Here is a 16,271-nt window from a genome sequence, read left to right on the forward strand (position 1 = left end):
CCTGTAAACCATAAAACGCAAAGCCGGCGCAATCCGTTACGCCGGCTTTCTTCCGGCGAAATGACGCGCCGATCTTCTCCTTATAAGCACGCATACGAACAAAAACGGAATATAAGCGTAAATAAAATAAAATCCGACGGCCCCGTACCATTCGGACACCCGCTCAATCGTTCTGTGATCCGCGACGAAATTATTCAACGCCACAAACGCAATTAGAAACACGATCAAACTGTGCCGCTGCCCCGCGCGAAAAGCGGTTTTCATTCCGCGGCAAGCCCCCCATAAATAGATGCCGATACCGGCAACCATTTTTAGTAACCATAACGACACGAAAAAATATTCAAGTCTCTGGAGCAGCGGCACTTCATAGATACCGATCAATTCGATGGTCGGCCATATCGAATGCCGCAGTTGACCTTCGCTGAAAAACATGAATGTCAGGATGATGATCAATAAATATAAACATGTAACCAAGATCAAAATGAGGTGCGCCCATTTTTGCGACTTTGCCGGCGTTCGGATAAACGGATACAAGAAGAGAAGCGTCTCGACCCCCAAATATTCAAACACCATGCTTTTCGAAGCGAGCATCATATCGGCTGCCGAATGGTTCAGCAGCGGCAGCAAGTTTAACGGATGCAAAAACGGCAAGCTCAGCAAAACTTCCGGAAAAACGGAAACAAGGGAAAAAAACGTCGCCCAGGCGCTGACTCCTATTACCGACCGGAATCCGCCGGACACGGCATAGTATAGCAGCAGAGCGATACATATACTGAGCGGCAAAACGTTCATTACCGGAAAAAACCAAACCTGAACAATTTCGATATAGATTTTCAATTTCAGAAAGGCTCCGAAAACAAAATAAAGAATAACGGCCGAGTTAATAACATTGCCCGCAATTTTTCCGAAAAGCGTATGGTTAAGCGAGATGATTTCTTGACCGTCATGCCGGGAGGATAACAGCCGATACATCATCCATAAGATGAGATGAATGCTCGTACCCGTCAAAACGACGGATATCCAAGCGTTATAGCCGGCATGCTCCATTAATTTTGTTTGGAAAGTGATAATTCCGGCTCCGACCATGCTGACATAGAGAGGGAACATGACGAAGTAGGGAGATATCATGTATTTTCCGCTTATCTCTTTTCTCACTGCGCATGCCGCCTCTCTTTACACGGCCGCCTTCACTGGCCGGCGCCGGTCTGGACAATGGTAGCTTTAACGCTGACCGTCGTTTTTAACGCCCCGTAATGTTCTTCAAACTCTCGGGCATCCCATCGATGCGATCTGCTTCTTATCAGATCGCCAAAGCCTACCGGATCGACACGATTTGCTTTGCATAGCGATACAAAAGTTTGAATTTCATTTTCCAAATAGTCCTCTATCGTTTGCTCAAGTGACGCAAGCTGATCCTCCGAACCGAGATCCATCCATTCCGGAACGTCTTTAACGGATACGTCCACGGTCAACCGGATGGAAACGGAAGCCGGCGGTCCGACGCCGACCACCTTCAGTCTTGACTTGGAACCGATACTGTTCATTAAGAAGGAATCGCTGCGTTCTTGATTCGGTCCCTTCACCGGAACCAGGATGCTCCCGTTTTTGGAATTACCCAGCAGCGTCTTCAATAGGAATGCGTCCTTTAAACCGACTTTGGTTTTGAATTGATCGCCCTTGAACAAAGCCAAACCGTCTATTTTGACTTCTCAGCGTTCCATGGTGAAATGCGGCAGGAAGACGTCCCGTCCCTCTCCGTATAAATTAAATAACGTTACATGAAGGTTCGTCATCGGCAAGTTTCCGCCCTTGCTGTTATTCTCGATCATATCGGACAAATAATAAGGATCCCGTTTGTTTTCGGTTACGTTCAACATTTCCAAAGCGTCCCGATCCGCAACGCCGAGGTGCATTCTGGATGAAACGACCGGATGGCGCGCCATCGCGTCCGTTACGATTTTGATCCCTTTGCGCGCGAAAGTTTCTCCGAACAACGTCATTCTCAACTGTCCGTATTCATCCGGAAAGTCAAGCTTCGTTCTCAGCCTTGGCAAGCTGTCGTAAACGGAGTTGGACTCGGTCACGAAAAATTCCAGCTTCGATTTTCCTTCTTCGTAATTGGCGATAAGAGCGGCGTTCCGCACTCCGCTTTCGACGGCATCGTAACCGACGGTTTGGACTAGCTTAATATTATTCACGACCCTCGGGTTGCCGCACGCGGTCATGCATGTGCATAGAACGATAAACAGAAAAGTCGTTTTCAAACCCGTATTCCCGCTTTCTCCATCATTCATCGTCAAAATCGGTCTTCTTCCGTCTAACCGGCTCGGGGATGAACCTGATTATGGAAAGCGGCCTTAAGTGCCGAAACCTTGTATTAATAAATTGAAACGACGGACGTATAAAGCTGTCCCCGAATCCGCGCGCCCGAAAAGGATATATCGGCACCGTATACGGAGTCCCGAATGAAGTCAATCGGATCATATGGACGAGCAGAAAACCGATCGCGATAAACATCCCTACCCCGCCCCATATGGCTGTCATTACGATCATGGGGAAACGCAAAAACCGAATCGCATTGGACATCTTGTAAATCGGCGTCGCAAACGAGGCCAACGCCGAAAAGGCGACGATGATGACCAAAATATGGCTTGTCAAACCGGCATGGACCGTTGCCGTTCCGATAATGATGCCTCCTACGATACCCAACGTTTGACCGATCTTGGTCGGCAATCTGGCGCCGGCCTCCCGGAGAAATTCGATGGTGATTTCCAGGAAGAGCACTTCAACCAAAGGGGGAAACGGGACATTCCTTCTGGAAGCTATAAGCGGCTCCAACAAATCTCTCGGGATGACCTCATAATGGAACGTCGTGACCGCGATATACATGGACGTTGCCAATAAGGAAAATATAACCCCGAAAATTCGAATCATCCTAAAAAACGACCCCAAGATCCAGGGCAAATAATAATCTTCCGGGGAAATGAAAAAGTCGAACAATGTTGAAGGTCCCGTAACAAAATAAGGCGAACCGTCGCTTACGATCGCCACCTGCCCGCTGATCAGGGCATAGACGACCCGGTCCCGGCGTTCCGTCGTCAAAAATAACGGGAACGGCGTGGACGAGTTGTCCGAGATGAACTGGTCCAGCAGGGACGAATCGAATACGACGTCGACATCGATTTGCTTCAGCCTTTGCTCGGCGGTCTGAACCCATCTGTTCATTGGTCACCCCGTCGATGTGAATAAGGGCGACTCTTGTTTTCGATGTTGATCCGATCGTCATTTCTTTTACAATTAAGTTCGGGATGTTGATTTGCGCTCGTAACAAGCGTATGTTCGTATCCAGGTCCTCGACAAACCCGACCTTGGGTCCGACTACGCTGAACTCGTTTTCGGTATTGTTCTCTTTCCGCAGCCCTTTTTTATTCCCGACATGAACCAGCATGCATTTCCGGTCGTGTTGATCCAGCTCTACCATTGCATATCCGTTGAATAGTTTCGCTTGAATGTCTTCAACCCGATCCGTTATCTCTACGTCATCAATCGCAATCCATTCTCTTATATGCTCAAGCCGGCGAAGCTCGGAAAGCGTCGTGCGGTTTTGCACCGGAAAAATGACATTGGACTGCAGCAGCTTCTCGTCGATTAACGTTTTGAAATAGGAAATACTGACTTGTTGTCCGGCACTATCAATCCGAATGGTTGTGTAGTCGCTCGATTGTCCCGATAGGTCTTTTAAGTGCCCGATGTCCTTGAAGTTCGTTTTCAGCTTATTCATACGATTGTCAACCCGTATATTCATTTGATTCTGGTATTTTTTGCACATGAACCCGCAATTATTCGATAAAGCAAAAATCCACATCCCGATGCGGATGTGGATTTATGGGACGGAGGGAACCCCATTGAACGATAACCGAAGCCGCATGGATCTCGACCGGCTGTCGCCGTACGTGCGCGTCGCGCTCGACCATTATCTCGCTCCCGGCTGGAAAATCCGCGAGCGCGCGCTGTTCGATTACGAGCTGCTGTACGTCAAGGAAGGAACGCTGCGGGTGACGCTGGAGGAAGGCGACTGCGAAGGCGTTCCCGGCGACCTGTTTCTGTTCAAGCCGGGCCAGCGCCATGCGATTACGGTGACGAGCGACGTGCCGGTTCGGCAGCCGCACGTCCATTTCGACTTGATCTATTTGCCGGACAGCCCCGACGTGAAAGTGTCGTTCAAGCCGATTGAAGAAATGACGCCGGCCGAGCTCGCCATGATCCGCGAGGACGTATGCTCCGCTCCGCCGTTCGAGCTGCCGACGCGGCTGAGCCTGCGCAATCCGTCCGTCTTCGAATCCATGCTGCTCGATCTGATCCGCGACTTCAGAATCGGCTTGCCGTATGCCGGCGCGGCGGCGAAAGGCGCGTTCATCCGGCTTTGGATTCATCTGCTGCGCGAGCACGCCTGGAGCGTGAATCCGCACCTTCATTCCAACTGGGAGCGGCTGACGAAGGTGAAGCAGACGATCGACCATACGCCGGAGCAGGACGTCTCGCTGGCGGCGCTCGCGGATATGGCCGGGCTCAGTCCGTTTTATTTTTTGCGCGCCTTCTCGCAGGCGTTCGGCATGCCGCCGGTCAAATACGCGCAAACGGTGCGCATCGGCAAAGCGCGGGAAATGATCCAGTTCACCTCGCTGCCGTTAACCGAAATTGCCGAACGGGTCGGCTTCCGCAGCATCCACGCGTTCAGCCGGGCGTTCAAGCGGATCGACGGCGTCCCTCCCTCGTTTTACCGCGGCAAAAACGCGTAACGCGCCGGGCCTTGCCGGCCGGGCGCGTCCTTCTGCTTATATCACTTCCAGTCCGTCCTTGTCCGGCAGCGGCGCGAAAGGCGCGTGCGGCTCCGCCTGGTACCAGAAGACGGTCGAGGCGATGTCGTCCTGCAGCGGCAAATACCGCCCCCCCGAGCGCCAGCCGAGCGCCTGGATCGTGACGCGCAGATCGCTCTCGAAGCGGATCGGGTCCATGACGTGCCAGCGGTACATGCCGAACCGCTGCTGGCTGCGGTACAGCCCGTCCGGCTTCAGCGCCTGGTGCATGCCGAGAAACGGCGTCGAGTACGTGCCGTATTCGCCCTTCGGCTGCTCCCAGTTCCAGGCGCCGCCGAAATAATCTTCCGTCCCGGTGCCGCAAATCGTCGGGAACCGGTCGTCGCCGTCCATGTAAAACTTGATCTCGCCTTCGCCGAACCAGCCGGTGTTGTTCGACTGCCAGGCCAAATACGTGCCGACGTAATGCCCGCGGCCGGTTACGCCGTCCAGCAGCGTGTGCACGTCCTTATACGGAACCGGGTTGCTGCGCCGCCATTGGGCGTGGAAATAGGCCGCGTCCTCCGGCACGTCGGTAAGCGTGTAATCGACCTGGAAATAAAGGACGGCGTCTTTGTCGTCGATATTTTCGACCGTCAGTTTCGCCGACTTCCGAAACGGCATTTCCCAGTAGCAGTTCATCCCCCCGGCCGGATTGACCGCCACCGGCAGCGAGACGACGTTGCTCCGCTCGCACCAGCCGTTGCAAAAAAAGTCGCCGATCGGCACTTCCACGGACGGCTGTTCCTCCCCGTCCCAATACATGCGCAAAATAAGCGTCCGCCATGTCGTCGGAAAGCACGTAAGCCATATATGCTGAATCGCGCCCGGCTCGCCGATGTCCGCCATCGTGAACGTCGTGCCCGCTTGAATGTGTACGGACGGCGACACTTTCCAGCCTTGTCCCAAATCGCGGGACGCCGCTTTTCCCGTTCCTTCCGTCGCCATGCCGGCCTTCCCTTTTTCGCCCGTCCAGTTTTCCGCGCTGATCGATCTCGTCTTCGCCTTCGATAACCGGGACAGCTGTCCGAGTCCCATCCCGAGCCCGTTAAACGGCTGCATGCCCATTCCTCCCACGAATTTGCGTTTTGATGTCCGCCTTCATTGTACCGGAATCGACTGGATTTGGATTTAGCCCGAATCATGAACTTGTTAACCGAAATTGCTCCGAACGAAGGCCGACATGCGAACAGGCGCAAAAAAAAGCCCCCGTTCCGGCCGTAACGACCGGAAGGAGGCTTCTCGCGCATCGGCGCTCAGTTCGCGAACAGCGATTCGTCGACCGTGTCCAGCGAATATTTGCTTTTCGGACCGGGACCGCGGCTGATCCACTTGCCCTTCGTAAAGTCGGGGATCGCGACGGGAGCGCTGCCGAGCGCGACCGACTCTTCGGACAGCACCGTAATCGCCATCCAAACGGCCGTGTCGTACACGTCGATCGGCGTTTGCGTATTGTCGCGGACGCTTTCCAGAAACGCGCGCAGCACCAAATAGTCCATGCCGCCGTGTCCGCCGCGGACGCCGTCCCGGATGTACTGCTTCCAGAGCGGATGCTCGTACTGCTCCCGGTAGGAATCGAACGACTCCCATTGATGCCCGGGGCTTCTTCCTTCGATATGGATCGAGTTGTTGTCCTCCATCCAGATTCCTTTCGTTCCCTGCACGCGGCCGGCTCGCGAATAAGGCCGCGGCAGCGTCGTGTCGTGAACGAGCATGATCGTTTCGCCCTTCGCGCATTTGACCATCGTCGTCACGATATCGCCTTGGGCGAATTCGGTTTTCGCCAGCTCACTCGTCTCGCCGAATTTGCCGGCCGCCCATTCGCGAATGCCGCGCGCTTTCGAAGACATCGACGTCAGCGACACGAGGCGGTTGCCGTTGTTTATGTTCAATATTTTCGAGATCGGTCCGAGGCCGTGGATCGGGTACAGCTCGCCGTTCCGATTCAAGTAGTTGCGGTAGCGGTTGTGGCGGTTTTGTTCGCCGAGCGCCACTTCGTCGCGCAGATCGTGCTCGTACCCGCATTGGCAGTGAATCAGCTCGCCGAGCAGTCCTTGCTTCACGATGTTCAGGACGGCAAGCTCGTCGCGGCCGTAGCAGCAGTTTTCCAGCAGCATGGCCGGCTTGCCGGTTTGCTCGGACGTCCGCACGAGCTCCCAGCATTCTTCGAGCGACGCCGCGCCCCCGACCTCGAGTCCGGCATATTTGCCCGCTCTCATGGCCGCTATGGCGATTTCCGCGTGCGTCACCCACGTCGTGGCGATCACGACGCCCTGCACGTCGTCGCGCGCCAGCAGCTCGCGATAATCCGCATAGCCGTCCGCCTTGGGGCGGCCCGCCTGCTCCACGATGTCGAGCCCCATCTTCAGCCGGTCCTCGTAAGGATCGCATACGGCCGGAATGTCCACGTCTTCCATCGCAAGCAGCAATTTGAGCAGGCTTCTTCCCCGTCCGCCGAGGCCGATTACCGCCAGCTTCACTTTACCGTTGTTTCCCATCGCCCAAATCCTTCCTTTCGCCCGGCGCGTCGAACGTTCGCGCGCCGGCTTTTTTCCGACCGTTATCAGTGTTTCGGCCGTCGGCCGTTTCGGTGTAACCGATTGCATGATCGATATGCAAAAAAGAATGCACATAATCAATCATACCCGAAACAAATCGATCTATCAATGCTCAAAAAGAAACAAATCGCCCCGTTTTGGGCGATCGGATCGGCCAAGCGGCGCCGCGGGCTTCGGGAAAAGCGTTTTCGCGCCAAAAAGCTCCGGCCCGCGCGAAACCGCGGGACGGAACGGGCTTCGGCCGCAACGGCCGTATGGGCGGGCGTTCAAATGCCGGCGCTTTCGGTCAGCTCCAGCCTGTCGATTTTTTCGAACTCGCTCAACACCTTGTAGCGAAGCTCCTGAAAAGCGACGCTCGACTTTTTGCGCGGAAACGCGAGGTCGATCGGGATGACGCTGCGAATTTCGCCCGGGCGCGGCTTGAGGACGACGACCCGATTGGCCAGAAAAACGGCCTCGTCGATATCGTGCGTGACGAAGATCATCGTCGTCCGGTTGTTTTGCCATATGTCCAGCAGCGCCTCCTGCATATGCGCCCTCGTGAAGGCGTCGAGCGCACCGAACGGCTCGTCGAGCAGCAAAATGTTCGGATTGCGCAGCAGCGCCCGGGCGATGGACACCCGCTGCGCCATGCCGCCGGACAGCTCGCGCGGGTACGACTTTTCGAACCCTTGCAGCTTGACGAGCGCGACGAGGCGGTCGACTTCCCTGCGCACGTCGGGATGCTTCAGCGACAAATCGGCCGCGATGTTTTTTTCGACCGTAAGCCACGGAAACAAGCGGGGCTCTTGAAAAATAAACCCTTTGTCGATGCCCGGTCCGGTCACCTTTTCGCCGTTCAGCCTCGCTTCGCCCTCGTAGTCGGTATCGAGGCCGGCGATAATGCGGAGCAGCGTGCTTTTCCCGCAGCCGCTCGGGCCGATGACCGTAATCAATTCGCCCTCCTTTACGCTCAAGCTCAAATTGTCGAGCGCGCGGACGGTTCCTTTGTTCGTTTCGAAGCTTTTGCCCAGACGGTCGATTTGCAGCAGCGGCGTTTCCATCGTGCGTTCCTCCCATTATTTGTATATGCGATTCGCATCTTTTAGAAGCGCTTATCCCTTTTTGCGGCGCGAACCGAACCGTCCCCGAAAAACGACGCTCCGCCTCTTCCGGCTTCGGTCGCGATTTGCGCCGCTATCGAAAAAAAAGACGCAGCCTGCCGGACCGGCGAACGGTCCTTGCCAAGCTGCGCCTCCAATCGGTTGGTCGGCGGCCGTAACAGCTCCATCGTAGCGAAAAGGCAGTCCGCCTGCAAGCGAGCCGCCGGCCCCCGGCGCCCCTGCGGCTCGATGCATCCGGCCTCGGCCGGAGCGACGGACGCGGTTCTATCCGCCGTAGCTGTCGCGCCAGCGCAGCAGCCGTTTTTCCAAATAGCGGACGAGCGAATCGGTCGCTTTCCCGACTACGGCGAAAATGACGATCCCTACGAACACGATCGACGTTTGCGAAAACTGTCTCGCGTCCAAAATCAAATAGCCGATCCCTTCGCTCGACCCCATCAGCTCCGCGACGACGAGCCCGAGCCAGGCGACGCCGAGCGACAGCCGGACGCCGAGCAAAATGTTCGGAAGCGCGGCGGGTATGACCAGCCGCACGATTTGCTTCCAGCGGTTGAATTCGAGCACGCGCGCTACTTCGAACAGCTTGGCGTCGACGCTGCGGATGCCGAGAAACGTATTGACGTACAGCGGGAAAAAGGCGCCCTTGGCGATCAGCAGCACTTTGGAAAATTCGCCGAAGCCGAACCAGAGGATGAACAGCGGCGTAACGGCCAAGTGCGGTATCGTGCGCAGCATTTGCAGCGACGGATCGAGCGTGCGCTCCACCTGGCCGGAGAAGCCGACCGCCAGCCCGGCCAGCAGCCCGAGCGCGCCGCCGAGAGCGAAGCCGACCGCGGCCCGGTATACGCTAATTTCCAAATGGATGAACAGCTCGCCGCTTCGGGCCAATTCCCAAAACGATGCAAAAATGGCGGCCGGCGTCGGCAAAATCGTCGACGATACGAGTCCGGCCCATCCCGCCGCCTGCCAGACGGCCAGCACGGATAGCGGAAATAGGAGCCCGACGAGCCATGTTTTCGCCGGCGCGTGCGGCGCGCCGGGCTTGCGCGGCTTTGCTTTGCGGGCAGGCGCCGATACGGCCTGCGGATTGCGGACGGCGTCCGCCTGGTTGCTCATACTCGTCACCTCGATCATGATTTCAAATGCAAGAAAAGCGGTCCGGAAAAGCGTCCTTCTTGAAAAACGATCGTTTTTCCGCCTATAAGCATCGGACGATTCGTTAGCCGTCGATCCGGCTCCGCCCGGTTGCCGCGGCAACAAAAAAAGACGTTGCATTTGCAAGCAAATGCAGCGTCTCCGGCTAACCGGTCGACCGTTGTTGATTCGATGATGCGGAAGTTATTCCTCATATTCCAATAGGATTAATTGATTTTGTAGCCATCGTATCATCCCGCCATTCGGATGTCAATGGCTTCTTTCGGTTCGCGGAGGGCGGAAGCAGGCGGAGGGCGAAAGCAGCCGGATCGTGCGCGCATGATTCGCGCGATGCGGCACCCGCTCCTCCTCCTCCTCCTTCTCCCTTTCCTTCGCAAAAAATGCGATTGACAGCGCCGCGCGAAATTGCTACGATACATTTCAAATTAATCCAATCTATTTTATAGGTTTAATGTGCGACTTGCGCGACCGGATAACCGGAGACCGACGCCCGACGGCGATCTGTCTCCTTTTTTTGTTTCGCGCGCACATGAACGGGAAAGGAGCTGGATCGTATGTGGAAACTGTCGGCTTGGCGGCCGGCCGCCCTGCTCGCCGCCGTACTGCTTGCGGCCGCCATGACGGCTTGCGCCCAGGGACAGCCGTCGTCCGGCGCCGCGCCGGGACCATCGAACGGCGGGGCAGCCCCGAACGGAACGGCGAAGCCGCAGGACGACGCATCCCGCAAGGAGAAAGTCGTCGTCAACATCGGCGTCCAAGGCAAAACGGGCATATTGCCGTACGCCCGCGAAAAGCAATACTTCGAGAAAGCGTTCGCCAAAGTCGGCGCCGAAGTGAAATGGAACGAATTCGCGAGCGGGCCGCCCCATTTCGAGGCGCTCGCCGCGGGACGGCTCGATTTCGGCGCGACCGGCGGCACGCCGCTCATTTCCGGGCAAACCGGGGGCGTCGACTTCCGGGCGATCGCGGTAACGACGGACGGCAAGAAGGGCAACATGATCGTCATTCCGAAAAACAGCCCGATCAAAGAGCTGAAAGATTTGAAAGGCAAAAAAATCGCCGTGGCGAAAGGAAGCAGCGCCTACAACTTCCTCTACATGGCGATCGACAAAGCCGGCCTGAAAGGGAGCGACATTAAGGAAATCCAGCTTCAGCCCGACGAAGCCAGGCCGGCGCTCGACACCGGCGCCGTCGACGCATGGTCGATCTGGGAGCCGTACGCGACGACGGCCGTGTTCCAAACCGGCGCCGGCATACTCGTCAGCGGCCAAGATTTGAACATCAACGCCCCCAGCTTTTTGATCGCCAGGACGAAATTTACGAAAGAGTATCCCGATTTGACCGTCCTGTTTTTGAAAACGTACGAGGAAGCGCGCAAATATTACGTCGAACATGCGGACGAGGTCGCCGGCGATTTGGCGAAAGCGCAAAAAATCGACAAGGCGATCGTCGCCGAGGTGCTGAAAAACACCGAGCCGATCACGTCTCCCGTGACGCCCGAATTCGCGAAAGCCCATCAGGAGCAGGCCGATTTTCTGCTGTCGGTCGGAGCGATTCCGAGAAAGCTCGATACATCGCTCGTCATCGACAACCGGTTCGTCGAACAGGCGCTGAACGAACGGAAGCAGGGCAAATGAACGTTGACGGGCCGCGAGGCGGCGCGCGCACGGACCGGACGGTCCGCCGCGGCTCGCTCGTCGGTCCGCCATTCGCGGCCGCCGCCCGCCCGTCAATACATCCGGTCCGCCGGAATCCTATTGACGGGCGGCTCCCGGCCTTCCCGATAGGCCGCCAAATTGGCGACGATGATGTCCGCGACGCGCCGGTCGTATTCGGTCGTAATCCCGGTATGATGCGGCGTCATGATGACGTTGTCCATCGCCCATAGCGGATGGTCGGCCGGAAGCGGCTCCTGCTCGAACACGTCCAGCCCGGCGCCGGCGATGCGCCCTTCGCGCAAGGCGTCCACGAGCGCATCCGTATCCGTCGTGCCGCCTCTTCCGATATTGACGTAAAACGCGCTCCGCTTCATGGCCGCGAACGCCTCCTTGCCGACGATATGCCTCGTTTCGTCCGTCAGCGGCAAGCAGTTGACGACGTAGTCGCTCTCCGCCAGCATCGCCGCCATTTCCCCGAACGTCGCCATCCGGTCCACGCATTCGGCCGGCGCGCCGGACTTCCGCACGCCGAGCACGCGCATCCCGAACGCTTTGGCGATTTTGGCGACCTCCTTGCCGATTTCGCCGACGCCGAGGATCGTCATCGTTTTCCCGTGCGCTTCCCCTAGCCCCCGCGCCGGTTCCCATACGCGCTCCTGCTGGTTGCGGATCGCTACGTGAAGCTTGCGGGTAAACGCGAGCACCATCGCGAACACCGATTCGGAAATCGGCTTCGGGTGAACGCCGCTGGCGTTCGTCAGCCATATGCCGCGCTCCTTGATCGCCGCGAGCGGCAAACGCTCGATGCCCGCCCCCCACGTCTGAATCCAACGCAAAGCGGTGCCGGGCTGCATCGCCAGCTGCTTCGCTTTCGCGTTCCAGCCGCAGATGATTTCCGCCTCCGCATAATGCCGGTCTTCGACGGCGCCTTCCGCCGCCGTCAGCACCTCGAAGCCGGGCGCCGCTCCGCGGACTGCCTCCAGCAAATGCGGCTCGAGCTCGTGCAGGACGAGCATGATTCGTTTCGTCATCAACCGATCCCTCCTTATAATCATGACGATCGCCGGTCCATACGTCCATTGTACCCGAACCGGACGATTCGCGCCCGCGTCGGGCGGCCGTATTCGCCGTCTTTCGCATAAAAGTTTCGTTCACGAAATTTTCACAACCGATTGACAGCGATTTCGCAAATAAGCAAGAATGATTACCGCTGCGTTCGCATACCGGGCGAATACGAGTCAATATCGCGGCAATCCCGCGATGAACGCGGGTGAAACTTTTCACCTGCTCGCGGTATAATGAACCTTCGAGAAGAAAAACGACAACGGGAAGTGGTACAAGTTGCAATCACCGCGTCTGCTGCTCGGTTATTTGCGGGCCCACTGGCACATTTACGCACTCGCCATCCTCGCCATAACCGTAGCGAACGTAGTCCAGTCGCTTTACCCCCGCGTTTTGGGCGATTTCACCGACACGCTGCAGGCGGGCGGCATTACCCGCGCCGGGATCGTCGATTCCAGCCTGAAGCTGCTCGCGATCGGAATCGTCTTCGGCGTGCTCGTCGGCGTCGGCCAATACGTCGTCATGCGGCTCGGCCGAAGGTTCGAATTCGTCACGCGCGGGAAGCTGTTCGTTCATTTTACCGGACTCAGCGAAACGTATTATTCGAAGCACGGCGTCGGAAAAATGCTCAGCTACGTCATGAACGACGTGACGTCCGTCCGCGAATCGATTTCGATGGGCATCAACCAGACGACGAACGCCGTCATCCTGATCGTCTCGGTCATGGCGATGATGGCCGTCAGCTCCATTCCGATCTATTTGATTATCGTCTGCATGATTCCGCTGCTCGCCATTCCGTTCGTCGTCGTCCTGTTCGGACCGCCGATTCGGGAACGTTCGATGAAGGTGCAGGAATCGCTCGCCGCGATGACGGAAACGGCCGAGGAGCAGTTCGGGGGCATTCGCGTCACGAAAAAATTCGCCGTCGAGCCGATCATGCAAAACCGGTTCGGCCAAAAGGTCGACAACATCGTGGACAATCAGCTGCGGCTCGTCCGCATGTCGTCGCTGTTTCAGGCGCTGCTGCCGTTTCTCGGCGGGCTCTCGCTCATTATCGCAATCGCTTTCGGCGGCTATTTGACGATCCGGGGCTCGATCACGATCGGCAGCTTCGTCTCGCTGACGCTCTACTTGCGGATGATCGTGAACCCGCTCCAGCAAATCGGCAACGTCATCAACACGATGCAGCGTTCGCGCGCCTCGCTCGCCCGGCTCGGCAGCCTGCTCGCCGTCCAGCCGGACATTCGCGAAGCGGAAAACGCGAAGCCGCTCAAGAAAGGGGCGGCGGACATCGTCATCCGGGGGCTGTCGTTTTCGTACCCGGGCAGCAGCCAGCAGGCGCTCCGGCAAATCGACCTGACCGTCCCCGCGGGCGGAACGCTCGGCATTATCGGCAAAACCGGCAGCGGCAAAACGACGCTCGTCAAGCTGCTGCTGCGCATGTACGACCCGCCCGAAGGGACGATTTTCGTGGGCGGCGAAGACATTCGCGGCGTCACGCTCGAGAGCTTGCGGACGCAAATCGGCTACGTGCCGCAGGACGGCTTCCTGTTCAGCACGACGATCCGCGACAATATCGCCTTCTCGAACCGGAGCGTCCCCGTGGAATCGACGCACAGGGCGGCGAAGCAGGCGCAAATATACGATAACATCATGCATTTTCCCGAGCAGTTCGAAACGAAGCTCGGCGAGCGGGGCGTCACGCTTTCGGGCGGGCAGCGCCAGCGCACGAGCCTGGCCCGGGGCTTTATGAAGGAAGCGCCGATCCTCGTGCTGGACGACAGCGTCAGCGCGGTCGACGCCGTAACCGAGACGGAGATCGTCGCCGGCCTGCGCGCCGAGCGGCGCAACAAAACGACGATCATTATCGCCCACCGCATCAGCGCGCTGAAGCATGCGGACGAAATCGTCGTCATGGACAAAGGGGCGATCGTGCAAAGGGGAACGCACGAGCAGCTGCTCGTGCAAAAAGGGCTGTACGCCTCCCTCTACGCCATCCAGGAGGAGGGAACGAAGCATGCCGAGTCCAAAGCCAAAGCCTGAGCGCGCCAATCCGGACAACGAAATCAGCAGCGCGTACAACGTCAGCAAGGAAGACCGCCGGGCGGCGTTTCGCGCGATGCTCGCCTACGCCAAGCCGTTTCGCGGCCGCTTCGCGCTCATCTTCCTGTGCACGCTGCTGGCGATCGCGGCCGATCTGCTGCAGCCGTATTTGGTCAAAATCGCGATCGACGACAACCTGATGGCCGGCAAAAACGATTTCGGCATGCTGCTGCTCATCTGCGGCGTTTACTTCGCCTTCGTCGTCATCGGCCTCGTCTTTACGTATTTGCAAAACAACATGCTGCAATACGTCGGCCAATCGATCGTCGCGCGCATTCGCAAAGAGCTGTTCGGCCATCTGTCGAAGCAGTCGATGTCGTTTTTCGACCGGTTTCACAGCGGCAGTCTCGTCACTCACGTTTCGAGCGACACGGAGACGCTCAACCAGTTTTTCACGCAGGTGCTGCTCAGCCTGATGCGCGACGGCTTGACGCTGATCGTCATTATCGCGCTCATGTTCCATCTCGATCCGGTGCTCGCGGGGTACAGCATGATCCTGCTGCCGATCATCGCCGGCATCGCCGTCGGCTTCCGGTCGTACATGCGGAAAATATACCAGATTACGCGGACGCAGCTGTCGCGGCTGATCGCCTTCACGGCGGAAAACCTGGCGGGGATGAACCTGATTCAGGCGTTTCATCAGCAAAAGCAGCAGCAGCAATCGTTTAACGAGCAAAACAGCCGCTATTTCCGCTCCAACGTGCGCGAAGTGCGCACGAACGTCTTTTTCAACCGGTCGTTCGACATTCTCGGCAACTTGTCCGTCGCCTTCATCGTCTGGATCGGCGGCATGGCCGTCTTCGAGCGGACGCTCGAATTCGGCGTCCTGTATGCATTCATTACGTACATCCGGCAATTTTTCCAGCCGATCAACTCGATTACGCAGCAATGGAACACGCTGCAGTCGACGACGGTATCGATGGACCGGCTGTGGCGGCTGTTCTCGATCCAGCCGGCCGTCCGGGACGCGGAGCTTCCGAAGCCGCTGGAGCCGGCCGCCGTTCGCGGCAAAATCGACTACAACGACGTCCATTTCGGCTATTCGGAAGAGGTGCCGATTTTGTCCGGCCTCGACCTGCATATCGCCGCCGGCGAAATGGTCGGCATCGTCGGCGCGACCGGCGCGGGCAAAAGCTCGCTCATGAGCTTGCTGTGCCGCTTCTACGACGTGCAGAAGGGCAGCGTGACGATCGACGGGATCGACATCCGCGACATTCCCCAGGCGAAGCTGCACCGGATCATCGGGCTCGTCCAGCAGGAGCCGTTTCTGTATTCGGGCAGCATCGTCGACAACGTGCGCCTGTTCGACGAATCGATATCGCGCGAGGACGTCGTCAAGGCGTGCCAATTCGTCGGAGCGGACAGCCTGATCACGAGGCTGAAGGACGGCTACGACACGATGCTGTCCGAGCGCGGCAGCGGCTTGTCCGCCGGGGAGCGGCAGCTGATCTCGTTCGCGCGCATCGTCGTGTTCAAGCCGAAAATATTGATTCTCGACGAGGCGACGGCCAATCTCGACTCCTACACGGAGCAGCTCGTCCAGACGGCGCTGCAAATCGTCTCGAAGGGCCGGACGACGCTCGTCATCGCCCACCGGCTGTCGACGATCATGCAGGCGGACCGCATCATCGTCATGCGCCAGGGCCAAATCGTCGAGCAGGGCACGCACCGCCAGCTGATCGAGCGCAAAGGCTACTACGAGGAGCTGTACAGCCACTCGCAGGGCGCCCACGCGGTCAGCTGAGCCGGAGCCTGACGACCGGCAACGAATTCAAC

At 57.7% G+C, this 16,271-nt stretch carries 13 protein-coding genes and 1 pseudogene; 4 read left to right on the top strand and 10 right to left on the bottom strand.

The features are described 5' to 3' along the window. Window positions 1-36: 36 nt before the first annotated feature. From PV407_RS22000 to PV407_RS22020, 5 genes and pseudogenes are all read right to left on the bottom strand, one after another. Window positions 37-1,155: a GerAB/ArcD/ProY family transporter gene (locus PV407_RS22000; protein ID WP_332092144.1), complete on the bottom strand. Its 1,119-nt coding sequence runs from the start codon at window positions 1,153-1,155 to the stop codon at window positions 37-39. Window positions 1,156-1,187: 32 nt separating this feature from the next. Further along, window positions 1,188-1,691, bottom strand: a complete 504-nt coding sequence (locus tag PV407_RS22005) for a Ger(x)C family spore germination C-terminal domain-containing protein (RefSeq protein ID WP_332092145.1) — start codon at window positions 1,689-1,691, stop codon at window positions 1,188-1,190. An 18-nt stretch (window positions 1,692-1,709) separates the two neighbouring features. Continuing rightward, window positions 1,710-2,264: a Ger(x)C family spore germination protein gene (locus tag PV407_RS22010; protein WP_332092146.1), complete on the bottom strand. Its 555-nt coding sequence runs from the start codon at window positions 2,262-2,264 to the stop codon at window positions 1,710-1,712. A gap of 22 nt (window positions 2,265-2,286) precedes the next feature. After that, window positions 2,287-3,225, bottom strand: coding sequence for a spore germination protein (locus PV407_RS22015; RefSeq protein ID WP_332092147.1), 939 nt, complete (start codon window positions 3,223-3,225; stop codon window positions 2,287-2,289). Between the two features lie 49 nt (window positions 3,226-3,274). Further along, a pseudogene (locus PV407_RS22020) lies at window positions 3,275-3,865 on the bottom strand (spore germination protein); the annotation flags it as partial. Window positions 3,866-3,905: 40 nt separating this feature from the next. On the opposite strand from PV407_RS22020, the gene PV407_RS22025 reads away from it, so the two are divergent. After that, window positions 3,906-4,799: an AraC family transcriptional regulator gene (locus PV407_RS22025; RefSeq protein ID WP_332092148.1), complete on the top strand. Its 894-nt coding sequence runs from the start codon at window positions 3,906-3,908 to the stop codon at window positions 4,797-4,799. 36 nt (window positions 4,800-4,835) lie between these two features. Here the strand turns inward: PV407_RS22025 and PV407_RS22030 are convergent, their stop codons facing one another. The 4 genes from PV407_RS22030 to PV407_RS22045 all read right to left on the bottom strand — a co-directional run bounded on the left by PV407_RS22030 (window position 4,836) and on the right by PV407_RS22045 (window position 9,633). Then, a complete protein-coding gene (locus PV407_RS22030) occupies window positions 4,836-5,918 on the bottom strand; it encodes a glycoside hydrolase family 172 protein (RefSeq protein WP_332092149.1) in 1,083 nt (360 codons plus the stop codon). A gap of 194 nt (window positions 5,919-6,112) precedes the next feature. Beyond that, entirely contained in the window at window positions 6,113-7,354 is a 1,242-nt protein-coding gene (locus PV407_RS22035; RefSeq protein ID WP_332092150.1) for a Gfo/Idh/MocA family protein, read from the bottom strand. Between the two features lie 326 nt (window positions 7,355-7,680). Beyond that, complete coding sequence (locus PV407_RS22040) at window positions 7,681-8,457, bottom strand: ABC transporter ATP-binding protein (protein WP_332092152.1); 777 nt, start codon at window positions 8,455-8,457, stop codon at window positions 7,681-7,683. A 324-nt stretch (window positions 8,458-8,781) separates the two neighbouring features. Continuing rightward, a complete protein-coding gene (locus PV407_RS22045) occupies window positions 8,782-9,633 on the bottom strand; it encodes an ABC transporter permease (protein WP_332092153.1) in 852 nt (283 codons plus the stop codon). A gap of 593 nt (window positions 9,634-10,226) precedes the next feature. Here PV407_RS22045 and PV407_RS22050 point away from each other — a divergent pair. After that, window positions 10,227-11,309 carry an aliphatic sulfonate ABC transporter substrate-binding protein gene (locus tag PV407_RS22050; protein ID WP_332092154.1) on the top strand — a complete coding sequence of 361 codons (1,083 nt, stop codon included), beginning with the start codon at window positions 10,227-10,229 and terminating at the stop codon, window positions 11,307-11,309. Window positions 11,310-11,401: 92 nt separating this feature from the next. Here PV407_RS22050 and PV407_RS22055 read toward each other — a convergent pair whose 3' ends face one another. Then, the gene (locus PV407_RS22055; protein ID WP_332092155.1) at window positions 11,402-12,361 is read right to left on the bottom strand and encodes a D-2-hydroxyacid dehydrogenase; all 960 of its coding nucleotides are present in this window, start codon (window positions 12,359-12,361) and stop codon (window positions 11,402-11,404) included. A gap of 310 nt (window positions 12,362-12,671) precedes the next feature. Here PV407_RS22055 and PV407_RS22060 point away from each other — a divergent pair, with 310 nt between their 5' ends. Next, complete coding sequence (locus PV407_RS22060; protein WP_332092156.1) at window positions 12,672-14,435, top strand: ABC transporter ATP-binding protein; 1,764 nt, start codon at window positions 12,672-12,674, stop codon at window positions 14,433-14,435. Continuing rightward, window positions 14,410-16,239 (top strand): ABC transporter ATP-binding protein, encoded by a 1,830-nt coding sequence (locus PV407_RS22065; RefSeq protein ID WP_332092157.1) that lies wholly within the window; start codon window positions 14,410-14,412, stop codon window positions 16,237-16,239. Before PV407_RS22060 ends, PV407_RS22065 begins: the two co-directional genes overlap by 26 nt. Window positions 16,240-16,271: the final 32 nt, after the last annotated feature.

Source organism: Paenibacillus sp. GYB003 (assembly GCF_036577625.1).
GTDB lineage: Bacteria > Bacillota > Bacilli > Paenibacillales > NBRC-103111 > Paenibacillus_AB.